The organism is Brevibacillus sp. JNUCC-41 (assembly GCF_014844095.1).
In the GTDB taxonomy this organism is placed as follows: Bacteria; Bacillota; Bacilli; order Bacillales; family DSM-1321; genus Peribacillus; species Peribacillus aracenensis.
The window spans coordinates 3,089,200-3,113,541 of the sequence record NZ_CP062163.1 but is presented as its reverse complement, the minus strand read 5'-3'; the positions used below and the strand labels follow the sequence as shown (position 1 = coordinate 3,113,541).

The 24,342-nt window shown below is 39.9% G+C and carries 21 protein-coding genes; 4 read left to right on the top strand and 17 right to left on the bottom strand.

Going from position 1 to position 24,342, the window contains the following annotated elements:
- Positions 1-592: 592 nt before the first annotated feature.
- The 6 genes from pepF to JNUCC41_RS15095 all read right to left on the bottom strand — a co-directional run bounded on the left by pepF (position 593) and on the right by JNUCC41_RS15095 (position 8,265).
- Positions 593-2,410: an oligoendopeptidase F gene (pepF, locus tag JNUCC41_RS15120; RefSeq protein WP_192203716.1), complete on the bottom strand. Its 1,818-nt coding sequence runs from the start codon at positions 2,408-2,410 to the stop codon at positions 593-595.
- Positions 2,411-2,602: 192 nt separating this feature from the next.
- Positions 2,603-3,811 carry a competence protein CoiA gene (locus tag JNUCC41_RS15115; RefSeq protein WP_192203715.1) on the bottom strand — a complete coding sequence of 403 codons (1,209 nt, stop codon included), beginning with the start codon at positions 3,809-3,811 and terminating at the stop codon, positions 2,603-2,605.
- A gap of 93 nt (positions 3,812-3,904) precedes the next feature.
- A complete protein-coding gene (gene cls / locus JNUCC41_RS15110) occupies positions 3,905-5,413 on the bottom strand; it encodes a cardiolipin synthase (RefSeq protein WP_192203714.1) in 1,509 nt (502 codons plus the stop codon).
- A 114-nt stretch (positions 5,414-5,527) separates the two neighbouring features.
- Complete coding sequence (gene mecA, locus JNUCC41_RS15105) at positions 5,528-6,196, bottom strand: adaptor protein MecA (RefSeq protein ID WP_192203713.1); 669 nt, start codon at positions 6,194-6,196, stop codon at positions 5,528-5,530.
- Positions 6,197-6,686: 490 nt separating this feature from the next.
- Positions 6,687-7,082, bottom strand: a complete 396-nt coding sequence (gene spxA / locus JNUCC41_RS15100; protein WP_034314502.1) for a transcriptional regulator SpxA — start codon at positions 7,080-7,082, stop codon at positions 6,687-6,689.
- 601 nt (positions 7,083-7,683) lie between these two features.
- The gene (locus tag JNUCC41_RS15095) at positions 7,684-8,265 is read right to left on the bottom strand and encodes a GNAT family N-acetyltransferase (RefSeq protein WP_192203712.1); all 582 of its coding nucleotides are present in this window, start codon (positions 8,263-8,265) and stop codon (positions 7,684-7,686) included.
- A 96-nt stretch (positions 8,266-8,361) separates the two neighbouring features.
- On the opposite strand from JNUCC41_RS15095, the gene JNUCC41_RS15090 reads away from it, so the two are divergent.
- Positions 8,362-8,550 carry a hypothetical protein gene (locus tag JNUCC41_RS15090; protein WP_192203711.1) on the top strand — a complete coding sequence of 63 codons (189 nt, stop codon included), beginning with the start codon at positions 8,362-8,364 and terminating at the stop codon, positions 8,548-8,550.
- A gap of 51 nt (positions 8,551-8,601) precedes the next feature.
- Here JNUCC41_RS15090 and JNUCC41_RS15085 read toward each other — a convergent pair whose 3' ends face one another.
- Positions 8,602-9,747 carry a putative glycoside hydrolase gene (locus JNUCC41_RS15085; protein ID WP_228467663.1) on the bottom strand — a complete coding sequence of 382 codons (1,146 nt, stop codon included), beginning with the start codon at positions 9,745-9,747 and terminating at the stop codon, positions 8,602-8,604.
- A gap of 565 nt (positions 9,748-10,312) precedes the next feature.
- Between JNUCC41_RS15085 and trpS the strand changes: the two genes are divergently transcribed.
- Positions 10,313-11,299 carry a tryptophan--tRNA ligase gene (gene trpS, locus JNUCC41_RS15080; protein ID WP_098371292.1) on the top strand — a complete coding sequence of 329 codons (987 nt, stop codon included), beginning with the start codon at positions 10,313-10,315 and terminating at the stop codon, positions 11,297-11,299.
- A gap of 252 nt (positions 11,300-11,551) precedes the next feature.
- Here the strand turns inward: trpS and JNUCC41_RS15075 are convergent, their stop codons facing one another.
- From JNUCC41_RS15075 to JNUCC41_RS15060, 4 genes are all read right to left on the bottom strand, one after another.
- Positions 11,552-12,307, bottom strand: coding sequence for a YjbA family protein (locus tag JNUCC41_RS15075; protein WP_192208171.1), 756 nt, complete (start codon positions 12,305-12,307; stop codon positions 11,552-11,554).
- Between the two features lie 108 nt (positions 12,308-12,415).
- Entirely contained in the window at positions 12,416-13,183 is a 768-nt protein-coding gene (locus JNUCC41_RS15070; protein WP_192203709.1) for a DUF2268 domain-containing putative Zn-dependent protease, read from the bottom strand.
- 138 nt (positions 13,184-13,321) lie between these two features.
- Positions 13,322-14,560 carry a beta-ketoacyl-ACP synthase II gene (gene fabF / locus JNUCC41_RS15065; RefSeq protein ID WP_192203708.1) on the bottom strand — a complete coding sequence of 413 codons (1,239 nt, stop codon included), beginning with the start codon at positions 14,558-14,560 and terminating at the stop codon, positions 13,322-13,324.
- Positions 14,561-14,610: 50 nt separating this feature from the next.
- Positions 14,611-15,546, bottom strand: a complete 936-nt coding sequence (locus tag JNUCC41_RS15060; protein WP_192203707.1) for a beta-ketoacyl-ACP synthase III — start codon at positions 15,544-15,546, stop codon at positions 14,611-14,613.
- 202 nt (positions 15,547-15,748) lie between these two features.
- On the opposite strand from JNUCC41_RS15060, the gene JNUCC41_RS15055 reads away from it, so the two are divergent.
- Entirely contained in the window at positions 15,749-15,973 is a 225-nt protein-coding gene (locus JNUCC41_RS15055; RefSeq protein ID WP_192203706.1) for a hypothetical protein, read from the top strand.
- A gap of 40 nt (positions 15,974-16,013) precedes the next feature.
- Here JNUCC41_RS15055 and JNUCC41_RS15050 read toward each other — a convergent pair whose 3' ends face one another.
- The 3 genes from JNUCC41_RS15050 to JNUCC41_RS15040 all read right to left on the bottom strand — a co-directional run bounded on the left by JNUCC41_RS15050 (position 16,014) and on the right by JNUCC41_RS15040 (position 18,104).
- Positions 16,014-16,196 carry a ComZ family protein gene (locus tag JNUCC41_RS15050; protein ID WP_034314525.1) on the bottom strand — a complete coding sequence of 61 codons (183 nt, stop codon included), beginning with the start codon at positions 16,194-16,196 and terminating at the stop codon, positions 16,014-16,016.
- Between the two features lie 252 nt (positions 16,197-16,448).
- Entirely contained in the window at positions 16,449-17,279 is an 831-nt protein-coding gene (locus JNUCC41_RS15045; protein ID WP_192203705.1) for a Rossmann-fold NAD(P)-binding domain-containing protein, read from the bottom strand.
- Positions 17,280-17,381: 102 nt separating this feature from the next.
- A complete protein-coding gene (locus JNUCC41_RS15040) occupies positions 17,382-18,104 on the bottom strand; it encodes a hydrolase (protein WP_192203704.1) in 723 nt (240 codons plus the stop codon).
- 296 nt (positions 18,105-18,400) lie between these two features.
- On the opposite strand from JNUCC41_RS15040, the gene JNUCC41_RS15035 reads away from it, so the two are divergent.
- Entirely contained in the window at positions 18,401-18,592 is a 192-nt protein-coding gene (locus JNUCC41_RS15035; RefSeq protein WP_076367140.1) for a YjzD family protein, read from the top strand.
- 82 nt (positions 18,593-18,674) lie between these two features.
- Here the strand turns inward: JNUCC41_RS15035 and clpB are convergent, their stop codons facing one another.
- From clpB to JNUCC41_RS15020, 3 genes are all read right to left on the bottom strand, one after another.
- Positions 18,675-21,263 carry an ATP-dependent chaperone ClpB gene (gene clpB, locus JNUCC41_RS15030; RefSeq protein ID WP_192203703.1) on the bottom strand — a complete coding sequence of 863 codons (2,589 nt, stop codon included), beginning with the start codon at positions 21,261-21,263 and terminating at the stop codon, positions 18,675-18,677.
- Between the two features lie 617 nt (positions 21,264-21,880).
- On the bottom strand, positions 21,881-23,080 hold the full coding sequence (locus JNUCC41_RS15025) for an FAD-dependent monooxygenase (RefSeq protein ID WP_192203702.1): 1,200 nt from the start codon (positions 23,078-23,080) through the stop codon (positions 21,881-21,883).
- A gap of 125 nt (positions 23,081-23,205) precedes the next feature.
- Positions 23,206-24,318: a cupin domain-containing protein gene (locus JNUCC41_RS15020; RefSeq protein WP_192203701.1), complete on the bottom strand. Its 1,113-nt coding sequence runs from the start codon at positions 24,316-24,318 to the stop codon at positions 23,206-23,208.
- Positions 24,319-24,342: the final 24 nt, after the last annotated feature.

Below are 24,342 nucleotides of genomic sequence, written 5' to 3'. Positions count from 1 at the left end.
TCACAAAAATATTAAATCATTTGTTTTTATTTCCTAATCTTTCGTACAAATTATGTTACAACCTGCGTCATTTTGTACTTTTACTTTTCTGCAAATGAAAAACCCCGGCAAATCACGAAATTTGCTGGGGTTTTTCATCTATTTATGCGAATAAGGGGATAGGAGAAATTTCACGACGAACAAACAAAGGGGTATATGTTTGGGATGTGATAACTTCTATATCTGTACTATAGCAGATTATGCACCTTAAAAGCAAGAACTTTGTGCGCAGCTTCACATTATTGTCATATTTTTAGAATACTGCTTATTTTAAAACATACTATCTAATAAAGCGCAGATGAGCTTTTACTGCGGCCTGTTGGAGGTGACCAAATTGAAAGGCTTTATTCTACTCATACTCTTGATAGGGTCGCTATTTGTCCAGCTGCTCGGTATCATGAACCTCATTCCTCTGTATTTTACCTCCCCTATTCTATTTTTTGTTTTCTTCATAATTCTTCATAGCTTAAATCAGAGAAATCGATTTAAAGGATTATGACGGACATGCATATAAGTTGAAAAGAACCCGAAGTGCTCGGGTCCTTTTCACATCTTATTTATTCAAAAGCTCTTCCAACTCATTTAATTTTTCTTCGAATACATTCATGGCTTCTTGTACAGGTTCAGCTTTTGTCATATCGACGCCAGCCTTTTTGAGCACTTCAATCGGATAATCGGAACTTCCTGACTTCAAGAACTCCAGATACCTTTTGACGGCAGGCTCTCCTTCTTCAAGGATTTGCTTGCTCAATGCTGTTGCTGCACTGATTCCTGTTGCATATTGATAAACGTAGTAATTATAGTAGAAATGTGGAATACGCGCCCATTCCAAACCGATTTCGTCATCAATGGTCACGTTCTCTCCAAAGTATTTCTTGTTCAGCTCATAATATTCCTTAGTAAGCATATCCGCTGTCAACGCTTCCCCATTTTGAGCTTTTAAATGAATCGTATGTTCAAACTCTGCAAACATCGTTTGCCGGAACAGTGTGCCGCGGAAACCTTCCAGGTAATGATTCAATAAATAGATGCGTTTCTTTTCATCTTCGATTGAATTCAGTAAATAATCGTTCAACAGGTTTTCATTACAGGTCGATGCAACTTCCGCTACAAATATGGAATAATTCCCATATGGATATGGCTGATATTTACGTGTATAGTAGCTATGGACCGAATGTCCAAACTCATGAACGAGCGTGAATAAGTTATTGACGTTATTTTGCCAGTTCATTAAAATATAAGGATTCGTCCCATATGTACCAGAAGAATAGGCACCGCTTCGTTTCCCTTTGTTTTCATGCACATCGACCCAACGATTTTCAAATCCCTCTTTCAAAACGTTCAAATAGTCCTCCCCAAGCGGAGCAAGACCTTTAAGGACATAATCTTTGGCCTCATCATATGTCACTTCCATCTTCACTTCTTTAACAAGAGGGGTGAATAGATCATACATATGAAGTTCGTCTAATTGCAGTACTTTTTTACGTAAATCAAGATAGCGGTGCAGTAATGGCAAGTTGTCATTGACCGTTTTAACGAGATTATCGTATACGGTCTCCGGAATGTTATTATTACTTAACGCCGCTTGGCGTGCTGAATCATATTTTCGAACCGTGGCATTGAAGTTGTGGTTTTTCACCTCACCTGACAGGGTTGAAGCAAATGTATTACGGAACTCTCCATACTTGCTGTATACCCCTTTAAATGCCTCCTCACGTACACGGCGATCTTCACTCTCAAGAAAACTGATATACCTTCCGTGAGTGATTTCCACTTCATTTCCCTCTTCATCCTTAATGGTCGGGAATTTCAAATCGGCATTGTTTAGCATACCGAAAGTGTTGCCCGATGCATCAAGTACTTCTGATGCTTGCGCCAATAATTCTTCCTGCTCAGCAGATAAGATATGGGGCCTCTGAAGATTGATTTCCTCTAAAGAATGTTTGTATAATTTCAAATCTTCTTTTTCTTCCAAAAACCCTTCCACTTTGTTTTCATCAATACTCAATAGTTCAGGAACCATATATGAAAACGCAGCAGCTGCCTGGGCGTATAAAGCTTTTGCCCTATCCTCCATCCCTTGATAAAAAGGATTGGTTGTATCTTGATCATTGCGCATATGTGAATAAGAATAAACTTTCCCTAGCTTCTCGAATACCTCATCTTGGAGTTGAAGGGCCGCAAATAATTTTTCTGCGCTTTCTCCCAACGTCCCTTTATGTGCTTCCGCCTTCTTGAGGTCTTCCTTTACCGCTTTGAAAGCAGCTTCCCAATCTTCCTCGGTTGCGAAGATATCTTCCAGTCTCCAAGTATCTTCAGGAGCTATTTCACTTCTTGAAGGTAATGTATTTGCTTTTGTTTCCTGTGCCATAAAAAAATTCCTCCCCATTCTATAGAAACTTGCCATTGGGCTAAATCTTTAAACCGGATCGAACGCTGCAATACTTCATTCAGCGTTCATTCTTTCTTAAAGTTTTCTTAATTCCCAGTTCTTATTACTATTTCTCCATTAACAAAAATAATCCTGCCCATTCATCTGAATTCAAGATAAATAGAGATGTTATCACTGATTATACTGGATATTCCCCTTTTCCATCATCAATTTATGCTTATCATAGAAATTTTTTTCCAAAATTTGAGCTTGATCACTGGTAAAGGGAGGGGTAATTTCCTTTTCAACTTTAAAAACCCCTTCATTCAGTTTTGATAAATAACCAAATTTCATCAAAAGCATGATATATTGACCTACAGGATACTCGATGGGTTTTTCATGAAGCAAAGGCAACGGTCTGAACTTTATTCCACCTTTTTTTGAACGCTTTCTAAAATTATGGAGAATATCAGCCATAGAAATCTTTTCCCCTGTTCTTTTCTCATGAAACACATCCATGTATAACCATGCCTGCCATTCAATCGAGGCAGTTTCGATCAACAGCATCCCTCTGACCGGAACACCCACTTCAATTGGAAGTGTCGCAGGTGAAATATGATGTAAATATAGCCCTTCGAAAAAAGGATCGCATCTCCGTGCTGTTTTCACTCGATGGAGGGACCAGCGATTTCGTTTATATCTCCATGCGGGCAGAAAAGGGAATCTAAAGCAGTTTTGGGGCAATGCACGACTTGGGGGAAGGAACCTTAATGAAGCTGTTGTCAATTCGGCAAAGACGGTTCTGGGGGTAAAAGGAGTGAGGTTCTTCAATACTGATAAATGATCCGTTTCCGGGCAATACATCCAAAGAAAAGGGTGATGGAAGCTGCCGGTGACGAAGAGCCAGTGGAAGCGGGATAAACTGAATTCATACAAGCTTTTCCTTTTTAAGCGTTTTGCAGCAAGGATCCAAATTGGCTTGATGCCTATGCTTTGATAGGCTTTTGTCCTTTCAATGAATTCAACCTCGGGGATAACTGAGCATTGAAATTCTATTGCATAGCGATTACCTCCTATCACAACCAACATATCAGCCCTTTTCTTAATTTCGGGAAGGTAGGCTTCTAAAACTACTTGATAACCATGTGATAAGAACCACTGAAATAATTTTCTTTTTCCCAATAAATGATAGGCGGATTCCGGTTCTGAAGAAGCGCGGCATGTCGAACTATTTTTATGGGCGAAATGCGGGATCCTGACTTTTCCCGCTTTGATGGTCATTTCCATCTTACAGCATGGACAGTAATAATCTGCTGACTTTCTCCATTCATCAATCACGTTTGCTGGTATCTTTTCAGGAAGGGTAACCCATGTCCCATCTTTCTTTATCGCAGTTAGCATACATCTCCTCCTCATCCACTACATTCGCCTGCTTTGCTTAGGATTCCTTTTAATCCGCAAAAAAAAATGCCTTATCGGCATAAGCGAAAGTATCTAAAGAAGGGGTGAAAGCAATCGGCAAGTGGACTCCAAAACCTTCAAACCGAAATTCCGTTTGGAAAACGCACCAATCTCCACTTCTTGGGATACCTTTATATCTTCCAAAAAATCATTCACCAGTTGCTGAGTACTTTCCGTCCGATAGAGAAAAGCATTGACTTCGAAATTCAGGTGAAAGCTCCTCATATCCATATTGGTTGTCCCAATTGATGCCAGTTGATCATCCACGATGATGATTTTACTATGCATGAAGCCTTCATTATATTGGAAAATACGAGCTCCGGAAGCAAGCAATTCGGGAAAATAAGTTCTCGAAGCATGAAATACGATACGTTTATCGGGGTTCTTCGGGACGAGCAGCCTGACATCCAAACCACTTAAAGCGGCCACCTTCAATGCTTGTAAGATATCGTCATCAGGAACGAAATACGGGGAAGCTATCCAGACGGACTTTTCTGCTGAAGTGATCATTTTAAAGAAAATGCTTTTTATGATTGTCCACTCACTATCAGGCCCGCCTCCAATCAATTGAATTCCGCCATATCCGTGATGGTTCGGCAGTCCGGCCATGAGATATTCATCACTTAAAAAACTATTATTGGTGCTATAATACCAATCCTGGAGAAATATGAGCTGTAAAGTCCTGACAGCTTCTCCCTTTATGATAAGGTGCGTATCCCGCCAAGAACCGAATTTCCGATCTTGTCCCAAATATTCATCCCCAATATTGAGACCGCCGATGAAACCGACAGAACCATCTATCACAATTATTTTACGATGGTTACGAAAGTTGAATTTATTATTTAATAAAGGGAGATGCAGCGGACCAAAGGCCACCATTTCAGCTCCCGCATTCTTCAGTTCATCGATATAAGAACGTGCTAACTTCCAAGAACCAACCGCATCATATAGAAATCGGACCTCTACCCCCTCTTTTGCTTTTTGTATCAAGATGTCTTTTAACAGTCTGCCAATGCGGTCATCCCTAACAATATAATATTCTAAATGAATATGATGTCTGGCTTTTTTTAATTCTTCGATGATATTGGAAAATGTTTCATCACCATTCCTTAGAACCCGGGTTTCAGTCTGAAATGAAATAGGGCTATTCCCCAGCCTATTTGCAAGAGTGATTAACTGTTGAGGGTTCTCGCCCATTTCCTTAATTCGTTCATTATAATCCGCTTCGCCGCTTATTTTCACGAAACTCTGTTTGTCCAAAAAGTACTTCTTGCGAAATATCCTCTCTTTCCGAAAATTACGGCCAAACAAAAAGTAAAAAATGAAACCGATGAATGGGAAAGCGCAAAAAATAACAAGCCATGTTATGGTCTGGATGGGATCTCGGTTTTCCATGAAAATGTTGAATCCAATTATCACCAAGAAAAGGGTCAATATAAGACTTAAATAAAAAATCAGCCCGCCATCGACGCCATTTATTAGAAAATGCCATGTACTGACTAACAAGAGAATAAGCAGACCGACGCCAACTATATTCTTCACCTAGACTACCTCCAATTAACAAACACAGGCATATTTATAAAACCTCCATGCTAAGGCAAAAACATTTATTCTTGGACGAAAAGGCCGATTTCTACTGAAATCGGCCTCAACAGTCTATGCGAAATATTTATCGACCGTTGTGAATACATCATTTTCGATAACTATCTTCCCGTACTCTTCAAGCATGTGCACCGTTATAGGTGACTCCTGACTATATTCCAATAAAAGACTTAAAACATTATCGATTTCTTCCTCATCAATCTCCGCCTCGGAAAATTCGATATAAAGATAATATTTATTCTGATAAACATAAAGTTTTGTCGTCCATTCATCCAAGCCATGACGCTTGCTTAATGAAATGACATCTTCAAAATCCTCGAAAGTCGTGATGAATTCAATCATACCATCTTCGAATGTCATACCGCTTTCTTCATCTTTACCATGAAAATGTTGATCAAGAAGCGTATCCATCTTGTCTGATACATTCAAATCCCTTAACTTATCATCTGAAAGAGGCAGCTCGAGTTTCTGACCATCTTTGGCAAGCTGGGCTTTTGTGACCAAAACTTCCAAGCCTTTTTCAAGGGCTTGAACTTGAATCCATAAGGGTCCTTCAATCATGAATTCTTCTTCTTGATGCACTTCATCCATCATTTCCCAAAAAAGCTCCTCACTTCGCTCGCGGCTGTACCAAATTTCTTCGCGATCAAAGCCTCTTTCCTCAATATCTATATAGGAAATATAAAATTTTACTGTATCGTCATTAATGCGTTCGATTTCCATGATTCCCCTCTCCCTTCCTTTCTCATTTTGAAGGGATAATAACCCCCAAGCGAAAATTGCTCTTAAAAGCTCTTTACCCGTAAGTGAATACTGTAAATCATGATAGTCATTAAAACGGACTATTTTAAATCATTTTATGACAAAACCTTGAAGAAGGGAAATAAAAAACATTACTTATCTAAAAAACAATTGTTTGCCTAATATTCCATTCATTCTATAAAATAATTCATCCTGATGCAACTATCATAATGCTTTATTAATTTTGATCTTACTGCCATTAATGCCTTATTATATACACAGCATGATGAGCTGCATTCTTTATTTTTTCTTTAATTGATGTCCGGTTCAAGGGACCTGCTGCAAATCCAAAACGTCTGCTGCCGCCTAAGGATTCTTTTATGTTCCCCTTCATTAAGTTAAAAAAAACAGTGAAACGTTATGTATAAAGAAAAAGCCCTGCACATTTCCTGGCAGAGCTTGAAAGACCTTATTAGTTGACCATACGTTGTGCTTCCCGTAACTGGAAGGTACGGACTTTACGTGGTAAAAAGCGTCTTATCTCATCTTCATTATAACCAACTTGAAGCCGTTTCTCGTCAAGGATAATTGGACGTCTTAACAGACCTGGATTCTCCTTGATCAATTTATATAATTCTTGAAGAGGCAGGCTCTCTAAATTTACGTTTAACTTTTGGAAAGTTTTTGACCGTGTTGAAATGATTTCATCGGTTCCATCTTCTGTCATGCGAAGAATTTCTTTAATCTCATCAATCGTTAACGGTTCTGAAAAAATGTTTCTTTCTTTATATCCAATCTCATGTTCCTCTAACCATGCTTTTGCTTTTCTGCATGAAGTACAACTAGGTGATGTATATAATGTTACCATGTTTACTCACACTCCCTAAATATAGAATCGGTGATCTATGAGGGGAAATCTACTATTAGTATTCATAAGTACCACTCTAATTTGAAATAATTTTAATTAAGTATTTCATTTTCTTTATTATACACTAATTTATTTAAAATGAATACCCTTTTTGATATTTGGAAAAATCCTTTTAAACTTCTAGTTTAGCCTGTACTATAACTTTTTCCGTTTTTTATGTAATACATTAAAACTGCTTTTTCTAATTGAAAATACCTACCTACCATTCTCATTTAACTCTCAATACGGCCCTCATGATTCTTTAAATAACTCTTTACTTTTATTTACCCCCAATCTTTGTCAATAAACAAGATCATGTTAATATATTTTCTTTAATCAAATGCAAATTCCTCCTTTTACATTAAAAACCATTCTTTTAGCACATATATTTCCAAAAGTAAAAACAATTCAAAAATCAGCTAGTTCCAAGAAGTTATAGATATTCAATTTAATGCAAAATATGCACAATAAGAAAAGACAGTTTGCAAACGTTCCGGTTGTTTTTTGCTGGGACACTTTTCGACAAATTAAAAAGGGCCGGTGAAACAACCGGCCCTTATACTCAAATTTGCACCTCTTTAAAAATATCCGTTTCCTGACCTGCATTCAAGCTTAGTACATCCTCTACATCTTGATAAGATTTCCCATAAAGATCATCATCTTTGTAAGTATGGATTTCAGAATAAATCTCTTTCATGAAATCAAATACGTCCTCTTCATCAACAGATGAATTTGCGGGCCAATATAAGATTTCCATAGGCGTATCCTCCTTGGTGGCAAGCGATTTTCTGCTGTAGGAGATCGAAGAGGCATGCCGGAATCCTTCCCTTTTATAAAATTTCAGCCTTTTAAATGTGTCATCATCATTTTCTTGTACTGGTTCTACTTCCAGCAAGACCGTTTTCTGCTTTTTTTGCAATTTTTGAATCAATTTCCTTCCTAGTCCCTGCCCCCTTGATTTCTTTGATACAAAAAGGTAATCAACGAATATAAACTCGTCCCCTTCCACATACAATAAAACATGGTCGGGACCTTCATCTTTTTTATATATTTCCTGCTTATCTTCTAAAAGGACTTCTATATGTTCTTTGGACTTCATCTCTTCAATAGGGAAATACTGGTTTAGCTTTTCGTACCAATTCATAATTTAATCTCCTCATTTGCTAGTTTATACTTTCCAGATTATTTCTTATCCACTACAATGGAACTTGAATAGCTTGAAAATATTAGGAGGGTTTTGATGATCAGTTACTTTTTGGACTTTTTTTTAGTCGCTGCTTGCGTTATTGGCATTACAGCCGTGAATGGCGTTGTGACGAATGGCATCGGCGAAAAATGGTTTGGCGGGAAACGTCACTCTCATATTTTCGATCATTCGAAACGAATTCAGTCAGGATGGAGTCAAGTTGGTGGGAATAAAAAGCGGTAATTCAGAGAGAATATGGATGACCGGAAGAAACTTCCTAGGTCATCCTTTTTTTCATGGGGTATAGTCTACTCCCTTTGTATATCGATTAGCTGCATTCCATAATAAGTATTCATCAATACCATTGTCTTTCAATGCTTTTATTTGGGCTTCCACTTCTTCCTTACCATACCTTTGGTAATTCCCCTCTCCTAAATATGAGGCAGTAAAATCTTGTAACCAAGGTCTTGAAGTAGGTGGTGTTTTTAATTCCTTCAGCTTTCCGTTCTCTAATTTTGCATATTCCTTAACGAGATTATAAGGCTCCAAATCCGGCTTATCGATACCAAAATAAGATGTCCAGTGACTCGGATAAATCATCGAGGAAATTACATCAACATTCTCAGAGATTTTTGTGAAGTTTTGACCAATCCCGGGAGCTTCAGGCAATGTAGCTGCATATCCAAAAATATCCACTGATACTTCCACACCATATGGCTCCAGTTTTTCCCTCGCATAACTTACGAAATCAGTCACTGCCTGAACCCTTTTAGCTGTATTACTCACTTTCGCTTCATCATATTCACCTACATCATATTTCAAATCATCTTCTTTATTTTCGAATCCTTCGGGAAAACGGACATAGTCAAATTGAATTTCTTTAAAACCCAACTTTGCCGCTTCAATGGCAATACCGACATTATAATCCCACACTTCTTTTAAGAATGGGTTAACGAAGGCTTCCCCCCGACCATTCTTCCATACCTTTTCTCCATCTAAAAAAGACAATTCAGGCTTCTCTTTGGCCAAATGGGAGTCTTTAAAGACGACTACCCTTGCAATTGGATAAATCTGTTTATCCTCAAATTTTTTCAGCATTGACCTTGGGTTTTTTATGTAGTCTTTACCGATCCCAGCATATGGAGAACCGGGATCTTCGGGTTTATACGTCACGTTCCCCCTGTCATCCTTAATGTCAATGACCATCGCATTCAAATCGGTTTCATCTACATATTTAATAAGTTCATTCAATTTATTGCTGCCAGCTGCAGGCCCTGTCACATATATTCCGCGCACAGCATCCGGGTAGTCGAATTTCAACCCCGAATCAAAAACAAAACGCGGTACGCTCACAGGCAATTCTTTATTTTCTAATGCCACCTGCCTGGTTTCATTCATGCCTTGCGCATGAACTGGCTGTTGAATCAGGAATATGCACATACCTGTCATCAACCATTTACACATTGGTTTCATTTTCTCCACCTCATTCGCCATCAGTCATCAATATTCAACAAATATAATAAACCCCTTTCTTTAATACCACAAACAATTAACTTTACTCCTATATATTAAAAATAATTTGAAAAACTGCTTTATAAAGTTAAGAATACGTTCACAATCCTGTATTCCCTTGTTAGTATCCTTCCCTAAAATGCTCTGCTCATTGTGCTATATGTTAAACGGTTTGATTTTCCTCGAACCCTTCATTTCTTCCATGTCAAAAAAAAGAAACGGAAAATCCAATCTAACGGCTTGATTGCCGTTTCGATTATACATTTAATATGAATAAATGCTAAAATACAGTATAATGGACATTTCGTATTCTCAGAATGGCATCGATACAGGACAAAACGGCCCTCCACAAGATTTAAATGAGCGTTTTTCCCCATCACGGGAGCACGCACATTTCTTTCAAAGAAAGTGGATTCATTTTCTATTTATCCTTACAATAATGAAGAACGAATATCCATTTATCAATAAACGCATTTAGAGGAGTGACTAGCAGTTGAAAAGGATTTTCTCCGGCATTCAGCCATCCGGTTCCGTTACTTTAGGAAATTACATTGGAGCCATGAAACAATTCGTTAACTTACAAAATGAATATGAATGTTTCTTTTGTATTGTTGACCAGCATGCAATTACAGTTCCACAAGATCGCATTAAGTTAAGGAAAAACATTAAAACATTGGCCGCTTTATATTTGGCCATTGGTTTGGATCCTGAAAAGAATACCATCTTCATTCAATCAGAAGTACCTGCGCATGCTCAGGCAGGCTGGATTTTACAAAGTATATCCTATATAGGGGAACTTGAGAGAATGACGCAATTTAAGGACAAATCCGCTGGCAAAGAAGGGGTATCCGCAGCACTGCTTACATACCCGCCGCTAATGGCTGCCGATATTCTCCTTTATAGTACAGATGTGGTTCCTGTCGGGGAAGATCAAAGGCAGCATCTTGAATTGACACGCGATTTGGCTGAACGGTTCAATAAAAAGCATAATGACATTTTTAAAATTCCGGAAATCAGCCTCCCTACAGAAGGGGCCCGTATCATGTCCCTTCAGGAACCAACGAAGAAAATGAGCAAATCTGATCCTAATAAAAAGGCAACGATTGCCTTATTGGATGATCCGAAGCAAATCGAAAAAAACATCAAAAGCGCAGTTACCGATTCGGAAGGTATTGTCCGTTATGATAAGGAAAACAAAGCGGGTGTTTCCAACCTGATGTCCATATACTCCATCTTCAGTGGAAAATCCTATTCAGAAATTGAAGAGATGTATGAAGGTAAAGGTTATGGTGACTTTAAAAGTGATTTGGCTGAGGTGGTTCTTGGGGAAATCCTACCAATCCAGGAACGCTTCAATGAATTGATCGATTCGCCTGAATTGGATGAAATTCTGGACCGCGGTGCAGAAAAGGCGAATATTGAAGCCAATAAAATGATCAGAAAAATGTATAATGGCATGGGACTAGGCAGAAAGAGATAAAAAAAGGCTCTTTTCGTAAAGATTGTTGTTTTTAAAAACTAAACGATTTAAGGTTGATTGTAGCGCAAGTGGGAGACTCCTGCGGGAGCAGCGGGACAGGTGAGACCCCACACAGGCGTTTACGCCAAGGATGCTCACCGCCCGCCCCGCGGAAAGCGAGCATCTGGAGGGGAAATCCACCACACCGCTTTACTTGGTAAATATGCGAAAACAGCCTAAAAAAAGACGATCCTCATCGGATCGTCTTTTTGTTCATAATATCGATGGGCTATCGCCAGCCTCCACTTGCCAAAGCTTTTCAAAAAAAGGCTGCCCCTTCACAAGGTTTTCACAAAGTTGAAGGTGCTTCTCTGACCAGCCTTCCTTCATTTCTTCATATAACTCAAGCCAAGCTATCTGAAAATCCATTTCTTGAATGTTTTCATATTTCTCAGGGGCCCATTCTGTATACCAATAACGGATTTCAGCAGTGTTTTTCGCAGTGAATAATTGGTCCATGGCCATGAATAACAATTGCTTAAGCTGTCTTTCTTTTCTTGTCAAACCGTTCATGAATAAGGGAGACGGCGACAAAATATGATATTCTTTCTCAGATGTAGGTTTTTCAGTAAAGGTGTAATCCATCTCATCATGGTTTTCTATCATGTCATAAACAATTTGTTCCTGCCGGGGAATTATTCTGCTTTTCCTGATCGGAATATGATAACCTATCGTATCAACAGCTAAAATTCCATTTCCATCAGTCACGATAAAACAATAGTCAAGCTGAATTCTTTCATGATTTTTCCTTGCATATGCTTTTTGATAAACATCATTGAGCAATGGCTTAGGTAATTCTGACAAGTCGTTCTCTATGTAGTGGAACAATGTTGAAGACACTTTCAACAAAGGAACTTGATCTAATAGTTCAATCCCGTCATCCTTCCTCCATTCATGAAAATGACAAATATTATAGCCGTTTTCTTCTCCTTCAAACCAGTTAACCCATACATCATGAAGATATAGCATCATTCATCCCTCACTTAAACAAATTTCTGTTTGTCAATCAGTATAGGCAGGAACCATACAATTTATTCCTATTCTAGAAAACAGATTAAGAAAAAAAGAACGTATATATTAACTCTTTTTTGATAAGAATTTTTCAGATTGGATAATGAATGATCTCTTCACAGAGAGTTCAAAATTTTTCACCAGGTAATAACCACTACAGTATCCAAGCATATATGGATATCCTTTCGTCCCAAGCAGAAGTGCATCATGAAGAGGGTCTGTACGTTTTATCTTGTGCTTTTCCTCTAAATGCCTGACCCAAAATTCCCGTAGTTTATCTTCCTGATATAATTTAGTCCATTTCGCTAAAAATTTTGCTCCTAAATATTTTTCCACCGTTCTTTCCGCCAGTCCTTCCATGATCATCGTATCCAGGAGAGTGTAGTCTTTTTGGTCCTTTTTCAAATGATGCAGACGGCAAACATGATGATATTCATGAATCAACAGGGCCTCCATTTCCTTTTCGGCCATCCCCTTGCCGTAAAAAAGGAATAGTTTATCTCTAAATGCCAACCCTGACTTCGTTTCAACTTTTTTATTCCATATCCCTGAAGACATAAGCGGAAAAATATATATGGGAACATCAGGCCCTCCCCAAAGCTTCTTATAAGCTGTAAACAAGCTTTCTGTTTTTTCCCATGCATTATTTTCTTTTAAATCTTCCCATATGAGTTTTGTTTTTTGATTCGGCGAATACATGCCATGCTTTAATAAATGTTGATAAATCATGTCAGCATCAAGGATATTGTTGAATGTACTTTTAAGTCTTTCCATCATCTTGACCGGGCGGTTGAAATCCTTCATCATCCATTCATTGGTTGAAATGACTCCCATTTCCCATACACCTCCGCTTCTTTTGACTATCGTATGATTTCAAGAAGGCGGTTGACACATTTTATATCCCTTGCATGTTCATTTTCCCTTAAAAATAAAAAAGAGCAGATCCCAAAAGATCTGCCCTTCCTTCATAACTTATTTATACTTCTTGAAAAGAATGGTTGCGTTATGTCCACCAAATCCAAGTGAATTGCTTATGGCTACATTGATTTCGCCCTTCCTTGCTTGATTCGGAACATAGTCCAAATCACACTCAGGGTCTGGTGTTTCAATATTGATGGTTGGAGGCAAAATGCTGTCCCTTATTGCCTGAATCGTGAATATTGCTTCCACACCGCCAGCTGCCCCTAACATATGGCCTGTCATCGATTTAGTGGAACTTATTGCAAGTTTATTAGCATGGTCGCCAAAGACTTCTTTGACTGCCATCGTTTCGTATTTGTCATTGTATGGCGTACTCGTTCCGTGGGCATTCACATATTGGATGTCTTCCGGATTCAAACCTGCATCCTCAATTGCAATTTTCATTGCTCTTGCCCCGCCTTCTCCACCTGGTGCCGGAGCGGTAATATGGAAGGCATCTCCAGTTGAGCCATAACCAGCTATTTCAGCATAAATCTTGGCTCCTCTATTCAATGCATGTTCAAGATCTTCCAGAACGATAATTCCCGATCCTTCCCCAATTACGAAACCATCACGATTAAGATCAAAAGGACGGCTAGCCGTTTGTGGATCAGGGTTGGTCGATAAAGCCGTATTTGCACAGAAACCTGCAACAGACATTTTCGTGATTGGCGCTTCTGCCCCGCCTGTGATCATGACATCGGCATCACCCCGTTGAATGGCTTTAAACGCATCGCCAATTGAATTTGTTCCTGTTGCACAGGCTGTTACCGTACATGAATTGATGCCTTTTGCACCCAGTAAAATAGAAACCTGGCCGGCTGCCATGTCCGGAATCATCATTGGAACGAAAAATGGGCTCACCCGTTTATATCCTCTGTTTAAAAAGTTTTCATGCTGTGTTTCAAGTGTCTCCAGCCCGCCGATACCCGAACCGATCCAGACCCCGACACGTGCAGCATTTTCATCGGTTATTTCCAGCTTGCTATCATTATATGCCATAACGGAAGCGGCGATTGCATAGTGGGTAAAACGGTCCATTTTGCGCGCTTCTTTACGATTTATATATGTCTCTATATCAAATTCCTTGATTTCAGCAGCCACTTTTACGGGGAATTCTTCAGCATTCAAACGAGTTAAAGGTCCTATTCCCGATTTCCCCTCGATTATATTCTTCCATCCAGTTTCTGCATCATTACCAACTGGAGAGATTGCTCCAATACCTGTTACAACTACACGGCGTTTAGTCATTAAAAATGGCTCCTTCCTATTTTTAAAGCACTTACGTTTTGCTTCTTCTTTTATTTACCCCACCTAAGAGCGATTGCTCCCCATGTAAGGCCACCACCAAAACCGACCATGACGATTAAGTCATTTTCCTTGATTCTTCCCGCTTCCATTTCTTCCACAAGGGCAATCGGAATGGACGCTGATGAAGTATTTCCATATTTATGAATCGTTTTTGTCATTTTTTCAAGCGGGAGATTCAATCGTTCCCTTGACGCTTCCATGATGCGTATGTTTGCTTGATGCGGGACAAGCAGATCCACATCTTCTTTTGTCAAACCAGCTTTGTCCAATACACCCAGGCTGGATTCCCCCATCTGACGGACAGCAAATTTAAATACTTCACGTCCATTCATTTGAATGAAATCTCCTTCCTGTAATAAGTGCTTCCCACCTGTTCCATCTGCGCCTAATTCAAAGGAAAGGACTCCTTTGCCATCAGATACAGGTCCAAGTACAACTGCACCAGCTCCGTCACCAAAAAGTACAGCAGTGTTACGGTCTTCCCAATTGGTTACTTTCGAAAGTTTTTCAACACCGACAATCAACACATGCTTATATGCACCTGTCTTAATAAATTGCTGTGCCGTGATCATTCCATACATAAAACCAGCACATGCAGCACTTACATCCATTGCAGCTGCCTTCATAGCTCCCAATTTCTCTTGAATCATGCAAGCGACAGAAGGAAACGGCTGATCAGGTGTAACAGTTGCTACAAGAATTAAATCTATCTTTTCAGCAGAAATTTCCGCATTTTTCAATGCAGCTTTTGCGGCTTCATAGGCCATATCTGATGTATCAATATCATCATTTGCAATTCTTCTTTCCTCAATACCCGTCCTAGTCCGGATCCACTCGTCGGAAGTGTCCATAATTTTTTCTAAATCCGCATTTGTAACGATTTTTTCGGGTAAGTAGCGGCCAAGCCCTAGTATTCCAGCATTCATCTTGCCATCCCCTTATATTTTAATGAGTTATTATAATCATCTATTATTACCTGGTACTAATTTTATATAAAAAAAGACTTCCTTGCAAGAGTTAACAGTTTGAAAAGCTAAAGAAATCTCTTTCAGAAGTCGGACGAGCGCCTATGCCAAGGGAATTTTAGGACATACATTATAAATAAAGGGAGTATAGGAGGTATTCATTGTGGACATCTTCAATCGCAACCGCGAAAGAAACCCGGATGATCATTTTTCGAATTTGATGTTTGGCAGGAAAGCTGAACCGGAACAAGAAGAGGAATCAAGGGTTGATTACATGCAATTGATGGAGAGCGTTGAAACATTGATGGGCTTATACAGTCAATACAAACCGACCATCGATAAAATCAATCTGAACCCATTGATCGACAAGTTCTTGAAAAAAGAATAAAGAATCAAGGCTGCCCTTTAACCGGACAGCCTGCCTTTAATTAACGCTGGGCATCTTGTTTGCCAAGCTCATAAGCTTCTTGCATTACGCTTTTAAAGAGCTCCATGAATGGCTCTGCCATCTCCATTGAGAATGGAATCCCGCTTGCTTCAAGCTTCGCTTTAGCCTCTGGGAAGTATTTCATGGCGATTCCCATAAATTCAAGAGTTTTATCTGAACTCATTCGCGTTTCCCCCCTATCTTTTGAATATTCATCCAATTGATCATTGTGATGCCATATAAAGCTCAATATTATCATAATTCCACAACACCCTTTCGTAAAGGGCGCACATATAAAAACATGAATATCTTTTGAGGAAAATTCCTATCCTTGAACATTATAGTACAAGACATATAGATTAGAGGCAAATATACAGTTTTGCCCTTCCCTAATATCGAAAGCTATCGATTTCATGTTTGGTTATCGCTCTCCAAGTCAGTCTCGCTTTCTCCACTTTTTAAGTAAGTTTAATCGTTTATTATGTTTTCTTTGTAAAGCAATGCCTTCTGCTGGTTCCATTTTGCATTGCACTTCAAATATTGTTCCTTTATTGATTTTAGTTGTTGATTGGGAAGTGGATGAATCCATACTTTCACCAAATATCAACTTGGCACATTTATTCCAATGATCATCTATACTGCTGCACAATTGGATGTCCCTATCGGAAGAGGAGGTAAGCACTGCTTCCAAAGCGTTAACAAAGTCTGTGATATAGAGAGCATCTCCGGTATATTCGGCAGCAATTGCTGCATTGATATCTGACTGTCCAAGCTGATTGATTCCAGATTCAAAGCTCATGTTTTCCGATTGCCAAGGTCCAAAAATCGTCGGTAAGAATATGATTTTCGCAGAATCTATTTCACGAATCGAGCTTAATATGGACTGAAATATACTGTCATCTTTTTCAATGGGCATGAAAAGAACGAAATTTGGCATTTCATCCTTGCCATTTTTGAATTTCTCAATGAAGGAAACGATTTCGCCTATCAGAAAATCGATTTTGTCCAATTTTCCGCTTTGAATATCGTAAAGAGATATGAACACCGTGTCCTGCTGTGAAATATCCAATAATTTAAGTTTATTAATCGGGAAGTATATATAATTTGAATTCCTGCCTATTTCAAGTTCCTTTTCTTCCATAATATACTGACTTGCTTCGGAATCAGCCCAATCGATTCCGATTACTTCTTTACCTTGGTTCAAAAAATATTGAGTCACATAGAATCCCACAAATTGATAAGTGCCAATGACAATGTTCGTTTGCATAAATACAGCCTCCTCTTATGCCATCAAACCCACTTTACCCGGCACGTCTAGTTTTTTTAGATGCTGTATCGTATGCAAACTATTGTAAAAATATATCACTTCTCATAAAATCTCTTCATTCTCATTGAAAAACTTTTGTATTTGATAGGGGATTTTATAACGTTTTTCGGGCAATATATACGTCAGTTGCAAATCTGCTTTCCTAGCCAGCTGGATTTGCCGATAAAGGGAGGCTTGCTCTTTCCGTAAGCTTCCAAAAACCTGAATCACTTTCATGGGGATATTCTCTGCGATAACTGAACCCTCAGTCTCCAGGATATGCTGTTCACATTCTGCCGGATCGAGCTCATATGCAGCAGCAACCTCTGACAGCCACTTTTTATAGAAGAACTTGTTTTCCTTTTCTTTCTCAAGTTGTGCTTTCAAAGAAAAAACCGGATCAATCAATACGACAGACCGAATTTTATTTCCAAGTTCATTCATTAGCTTTAGGGCAAGTAGTGCGCCTGTCCCCTCTGCCAATATATGAACCCTTTGATTGACTATTTCTTTTTTCATGAAAAGAATATATAGGTTAAGGGAAAGGTCCAGTGCTTTAGGACTGCCCCAGTTGGCTCCGTAAAAATTGGATGAAAATAGCGTGTATCCGTATTCCTTTAAATATTCCAATATTTGCAGCCTGCCAGGATGCTGCAGCCAAAAGCTGCTGTCTTTTTCGACAAAATGACTACGGTCTCCAATTACCATTACGGAAAAACCACTGGGCCGCTCTGGATAATAGATGATATTCCATTGGTCATCAATTTGAAAAGTTCGCTGTTCCATCGTTCAAACTCCTTTAAGGAATATTACTACTACTATATTAATTTATGAAGAAATATAGAAAGGGTCAGTGGAAATGCCTAACTTTTCATCCTAAATTAACCAAGCATGGACGATTTTTGTTTTTATTTTCCCCTTTGAGTTCCCCTTTGAAGTTTGGAACCAACTTGTCTGCCGGAAAAAGTTCTCTTATGATTTAATGTATTGGATTATTTAACGGTTATTATTAAAAACACGTTTTAACTGTATATTAATTATGGTAAGATAAAAATGAATGTAGTGGAATGAGGTGAAATTCGATGCGTTATGCTTGGGCAATTTTTTGGACATTCTTATTAGTGCATATGACTGTATATGTTGTTTCTTCCATGATCGGAGTTTCATACGATGCTGCGCAGGGAACGATTTTAGGATTAGCTGCTGCTATCCTGATTTGTATCATCCCTGCTATCTTGCCTGCCGGGCCAGCTAAAGACTCTCATCAACATTAAGAAGCAAAAGAGGACATCCTTTTTAGGATGTCCTCTTTGTTATACCGTACTTTGCTTATGTGTAAACTACATTTCATCGTTTTTATATGAGGACCAATTCATCATGAGCATGATCAATCGTGATTCCTTCTTTAAGCTCCACATTCCCAGCTATGATTTTACGGGCGATTTTCGTTTCCAGATGCTTTTGGATGAACCGCTTCAGCGGTCTTGCTCCATATACCGGGTCATATCCCTGGTCCGCAATGAATTCCTTAGCCGCTTCGGTGACGTTCAAAACTATATTTTGCTCAGTTAACCTTACCTGTAATTGATGAACCATTTTATCCACGATTTCAACGATTTCTTGTTTCGTCAGAGGTTTGAATAAAACAATGTCATCAACGCGATTTAAAAATTCGGGACGGAAATGGCCTCTTAATTCCTTAAAGACCTGATCTTTTATTTCTTCTTCAATGCCACCATCCTCCCGGTTCGACTGCAATAAGAAATGGGAACCGATATTGGAAGTCATGATGATCACCGTATTTTTACAGTTGATTGTTCTGCCTTGGGAGTCCGTTATCCTCCCATCATCTAGCATTTGCAGCAAAATATTGAAAACTTCCGGATGTGCCTTTTCAATTTCGTCTAATAAGATGACTGAGTATGGGTTTCTCCTAACAGCCTCCGTAAGTTGGCCTCCTTCCTCAAATCCAACATATCCAGGAGGTGCACCAACAAGGCGGGACACTGAATGTTTCTCCATATATTCCGACATATCGATTCGAATCATATGTTCCTCACTATCGAATAACGTTTCTGCCAAAGCTTTTACCAATTCGGTTTTACCAACACCGGTCGGCCCAAGAAAAATGAATGAACCGATTGGTCTATTTGGATCTTTAATTCCCGCCCTTGCTCTTAAAACGGCATCGGATACGAGTTCCACCGCTTCTCCTTGACCTATTACGCGTTCATGCAGGATATCAGATAGGCGAAGCAGTTTCTCCCTTTCACTTTCCACCAGCTTGCTTATCGGTATTCCGGTCCACCTTGCAACAATCGAGGCAATTTCCTCCTCCGTCACTTCCTGGCGAAGCAATCGTGATTCCTTTTTTTCCTTTTCCAATTCGTCTTCCATTGTTTCCAATTCTTTTTGAAGCTGCGGAATCCTTCCATGCCGAAGTTCGGCTGCCCGGTTAAGGTCATAGTCATTCTCAGCCTGTTCCAGTTCATGACGCAGTTTCTCAAGCTCTTCACGTTTGTCCTGCACCTTTTGAAGTGCTGATTTCTCCATTTGCCACTTGGATTTCATGCTATTCGCTTGATCCTGAAGTTCTGATAGTTCTTTTTGAAGTACTTCCAGCCTTGCCTTGCTTTGTGGGTCCTCCTCATTTTTCAAGGCCGCTTCTTCAATTTCAAGTTGCATGACTTTTCTCGTGATTTCATCCAGCTCGGATGGCATTGAGTCGATTTCCATACGGATCATCGCACATGCTTCATCCACAAGATCTATCGCTTTATCCGGTAAAAACCGCTCCGTTATATAACGGTTCGAAAGGACGGAGGCCGCAACGATTGCCCGATCATGTATCCTGACGCCATGGTGAATTTCAAACCGTTCCTTTAATCCCCGCAGAATTGAAATCGTATCTTCCACATCCGGTTCGGGAACCAGAACCTGTTGGAAACGGCGCTCAAGAGCCGGATCCTTTTCAATATATTGCCGATATTCATCAAGGGTAGTTGCACCGATACAATGCAGCTCACCGCGCGCAAGCATCGGCTTTAACATATTTCCGGCATCAAGTGCGCCATCCGTTCTTCCTGCACCGACAATTGTGTGTAATTCATCAATGAATAAAAGAATTTTACCGTCACTCTTCTTGATCTCACTCAACACCGCTTTTAGGCGTTCCTCAAATTCACCGCGGAATTTGGCCCCTGCGACAAGTGCGCTCATATCTAGCGAAAAAACGGTCTTATCCTTTAAACCTTCCGGTACATCCTTCCTGACGATCCTTTGTGCCAGCCCCTCGACAATCGCTGTTTTACCTACTCCAGGTTCTCCAATCAATACAGGATTATTTTTCGTTTTACGTGAAAGGATTCGGATGACGTTACGGATTTCCGTATCTCGGCCAATTACTGGATCGACCTTCCCCGACTTAACCTCAGCAACGAGATCTCTGCCGTATTTTTTCAGTACTTCATAAGTGCTTTCAGGATTTTGACTAGTCACTCGCTGATTCCCCCTTATATCGTTTATAACCCGTTTTGCTTTATCATAATCAATTCCATATGTTGAAAAAAGCCTGTTTACATTTGTTTTATTGACCTGCAACGACGCAAGCAGTATATGTTCGACAGATAAATATTCATCCTCCCACATTTGCATTTCCTTTTCGGCAGCTGACAAAATTTGCTGTAAGGAGGTTGACATGTAAACCTGGGAAACACTCCCGCTCACTTCCGGTAATCGATCCAGTTCCTTATTTAGCTCTATATCAAATAGATTCATCGGTTTACCAGATTCCGATAAAATCCTGATTAATAAACTTTCATCCTGTTCCATTAAGACCTTTAATAAATGCAGCTCCGTCAACTCGGGATTCCCTCTATCTTTGGCTAGTTCCTGGCCGACAATGAACGCCTGTTGGGTTCTCTCCGTCATTTTATTAATATCCATCTTAAAACCTCCCATTCATCTACATCATGAACGAATCACCATTCGGTTTGACCAACTTTGACCTTTATAATTTCATTATACTTCTAATTTTCCCCATGTAAAGGAAAGTTATAAAAAATGCAGTAGGTATGGAGGATAAACGGAAAAAACCTTTCTTCAAATAGAAGAAAGGCACAAACTGTAGACAAACTCGATGGAAATCGAGTTTGTCTACAGTTTGTTTTAGGGTTTGTACATTTAAACGTTGATTTCCACTCCAGGCACTCGCTTTCCGCGGGCGGTCCGGGAGCCTCCTCGGCGCCTTTGCGCCTGCGGGGTCTCCCCAGGACTCGCTTTTCCCGCAAACCATTTGGTTCGTTTAATGGCGGCTGCCATTGACTTCTCTTTCATTTCCACACATGTGAAAGCCAGTGCGAATAAGCAGAGATTTGAAAAGAAAATCGTTCATAGGGAACACGAGCGTATCAATGACGCCTTCAAGTTGAAATAAATCAAGATCGTACAAAACAGTTTGCCTATTCATTCCACGAGCCGCAAATGCAGCTTATAAAACACAAGCGATAGAAGACTCATTTGTAAAATGTATAAAATCCCTGATTTGGATGAAACAAAACGGCTTATGCTTTTACGGCCGTTTTATTATAACCATGAAATTCATCGACGAATTGGAAATCTTTATCCGTGCGACCTGCAAGGATCGTATCCCTGAGCAGAATACCTGCATCGGTCGTATTGTGGATGATTTCCCCCCACATTCTTGCACTCGTTTGAACATTAGCTGTACGCGGAATGCGTTCCTCTTGATATTCCAAAAATGCCTGTTCAATGTCATTTCCATGCTTATGAAGCATATCCGACAAATAAGCTGCATCTTCTAAAGCCTGGCAAGCCCCTTGAGCCAAGTATTGAAGCATTGGATGTGCCGCATCGCCCGTAAGCGTAACCCTTCCTTTAGTCCAATTATCAATTGGTAACCGGTCATACATCGGCCAGCGGCGTTGCCTTTGAATGAATGAAATCGCATTCTGAACAAGCTCACATGTTCCGGCAAATACACTGTCCATTTCTTCCGGGGTTCCCCATTGATCAGTTTTTTCATTTTCTTCCGTGTATTGAGAACTTTTGAACACCACTACTTGGTTGTAAAGTTCCCCCCTTCTAACTGGGTATTGAACAAGATGAAGGTTTGGCCCAATCCACATATATACATCATCTAAATCTCCATGGCTCGTAACCTCTTCCATCGGAATCGCTCCCCTGTATGCAACATATTGAGAGCAGATCGGTTGATCTTCCACAAAAAGTTTTCGTGCCTTGGACCATAATCCATCGGCTCCAATGACAGCAGTTCCTGAATGTTTAGACCCGTTAGCAGCAGTAACAGTAACTTCACCTTCATTTTCTACTGTTTCAATAATGGTTTGGTTCGTAACCAGTTCAATATACGGGTTATTTTCACAGGCTTCAGCCAGTACTTTATGCAAATCGGAACGATGCAAGACAACATACGGCGCTCCATATCTTTCTTTATAAACATCACCTAAATCCAAAGCGGAAAGCTCCTTGCCGGAAAAGGCATCCATCAGCACCAACCTTTTTGGAAATACTGCAATTTCATTGATTTTATCCATAACGCCTAAACGCTGCAATACATTGGTGGCATTTGCTGCAAGCTGAATCCCTGCACCAATTTCCCCAAATTCAGGAGCTTGTTCAAGGACCTTTACATACTGTTCAGTTTCTGCAATTCCTAAAGCAGTTGCCAAACCGCCAATTCCCCCACCGATAACTATGAATGGTTTTTTTTCTTTGCTCATCATCAATTCCCCCTGTTAGTTGCTTTTAGCCAAAGTTGCGGACCAATGCCACAGTAAGCGTTTTCATTCGGCTGGCCCTCCATATATTCATCAGGATCAAGCTGAAAGTCCAAAACAGATTACTTTTAAACCAAAACAGGCTTGAATTCACTTTCAATCTTTTGGTAACCATTGTTTGTGTCTAATGACTGTTGCTGTTCCAAATCGAATCTCTCCATTATTGGTAGGTCGTTTACCGAGAATAAGTAAGAATCAGCTTCTGCAACGTGCTCATGCCATGCCCAATTCGGAACGACGAAATAATCTCCCTTGGACCAGTCAAAACGCACTCCATTAATAACTGTATAGCCTGATCCTTGGTGCACTTGATAAATTGTGGAATGGGTATGGCGATGTGCTTTCGTATGGAAACCTTTAGGAAGTTTCTGCATCCATGCCCCCATCGTCGGATTGGCCGTTTGGCCATTTGATGGATTGATATATTCCACGGCAAAACCTTCATATGGGTCCGGCTCGAAATTCATTAATCCTTCTATCGCTGCTTTTGTGCCATTCCATTTGTAATTGGCAAGCGGTGCCACTTGTGAATAACGGTCGGATACTGGACGAACCATTCCGCCTTGATAACGGAGCTCTGAAAAATTATCCGGACGTTTAGGCGTTTCAATCCGATCTGGATATGGTTCAAAGAAAGTGCCACCTATGGAATAGATGGTCGGGATATCAAGGGCATCCATCCAAATCATTGGTTTTTCGCCAACATGTCCATGACCATGCCATAGGTTTTTAGGCGTGATCAAGAAATCTCCTTCTTCCATGAATATCCTTTCTCCTTGCACGATGGAGTAGGCACCTTCACCATTCGTAATGAAACGAAGTGCACTTTGGGAGTGACGGTGAGAAGGGGCCACTTCACCTGGCAATAATAGCTGAACTGCTGCATAAAGCGTTTGTGTCGTCGAAGCCCATCCCCAAGGCTGGCGATAAGTGAGGCCAGGGTTTTGAAAATAAATGGCCCTGCGCTCCCCTCCCCGGTCAGGTGTGAAGATTTCAGCCGCTTCCATCAATTTTTTTGTCAAAAGCTCTTCTTTCCATAAATAAGCATGTGCATGAGGTTTAGGTTCATGGTCCATCAAAGCGGGAATGGCTTCCCACAGTGGCCCAAGGTTATACTGCTGAATATCCTTTGTAAAATCTTTTACGATTGAACTGTCCATGTATTCCGATTTTCCAGCCATATTTATCCCTTCTTTCTTTTTTAT

Bases quoted from the DNA above. Each gene is read 5' to 3' on its own strand.
- JNUCC41_RS15095 (WP_192203712.1), bottom strand. From the start codon at position 8,265: ATGAATTGGTACGAAAAGCTAAACCAGTATTTCCCTATTGAAGAGATG.
- JNUCC41_RS15035 (WP_076367140.1), top strand. From the start codon at position 18,401: ATGCGTTATGCTTGGGCAATTTTTTGGACATTCTTATTAGTGCATATG.
- JNUCC41_RS15070 (WP_192203709.1), bottom strand. From the start codon at position 13,183: ATGGGAGTCATTTCAACCAATGAATGGATGATGAAGGATTTCAACCGC.
- JNUCC41_RS15040 (WP_192203704.1), bottom strand. From the start codon at position 18,104: ATGGAACAGCGAACTTTTCAAATTGATGACCAATGGAATATCATCTAT.
- mecA (WP_192203713.1), bottom strand. From the start codon at position 6,196: ATGGAAATCGAACGCATTAATGACGATACAGTAAAATTTTATATTTCC.
- JNUCC41_RS15075 (WP_192208171.1), bottom strand. From the start codon at position 12,307: ATGCTATATCTTCATGATGTATGGGTTAACTGGTTTGAAGGAGAAGAA.
- JNUCC41_RS15115 (WP_192203715.1), bottom strand. From the start codon at position 3,811: ATGCTAACTGCGATAAAGAAAGATGGGACATGGGTTACCCTTCCTGAA.
- JNUCC41_RS15025 (WP_192203702.1), bottom strand. From the start codon at position 23,080: ATGAGCAAAGAAAAAAAACCATTCATAGTTATCGGTGGGGGAATTGGC.
- JNUCC41_RS15050 (WP_034314525.1), bottom strand. From the start codon at position 16,196: ATGAGTTCAGATAAAACTCTTGAATTTATGGGAATCGCCATGAAATAC.
- JNUCC41_RS15045 (WP_192203705.1), bottom strand. From the start codon at position 17,279: ATGCAAACGAACATTGTCATTGGCACTTATCAATTTGTGGGATTCTAT.
- pepF (WP_192203716.1), bottom strand. From the start codon at position 2,410: ATGGCACAGGAAACAAAAGCAAATACATTACCTTCAAGAAGTGAAATA.
- clpB (WP_192203703.1), bottom strand. From the start codon at position 21,263: ATGGATATTAATAAAATGACGGAGAGAACCCAACAGGCGTTCATTGTC.
- JNUCC41_RS15060 (WP_192203707.1), bottom strand. From the start codon at position 15,546: ATGAATGCTGGAATACTAGGGCTTGGCCGCTACTTACCCGAAAAAATC.
- JNUCC41_RS15085 (WP_228467663.1), bottom strand. From the start codon at position 9,747: ATGTGCATATTCCTGATTCAACAGCCAGTTCATGCGCAAGGCATGAAT.
- JNUCC41_RS15090 (WP_192203711.1), top strand. From the start codon at position 8,362: ATGATCAGTTACTTTTTGGACTTTTTTTTAGTCGCTGCTTGCGTTATT.
- spxA (WP_034314502.1), bottom strand. From the start codon at position 7,082: ATGGTAACATTATATACATCACCTAGTTGTACTTCATGCAGAAAAGCA.
- fabF (WP_192203708.1), bottom strand. From the start codon at position 14,560: ATGACTAAACGCCGTGTAGTTGTAACAGGTATTGGAGCAATCTCTCCA.
- JNUCC41_RS15020 (WP_192203701.1), bottom strand. From the start codon at position 24,318: ATGGCTGGAAAATCGGAATACATGGACAGTTCAATCGTAAAAGATTTT.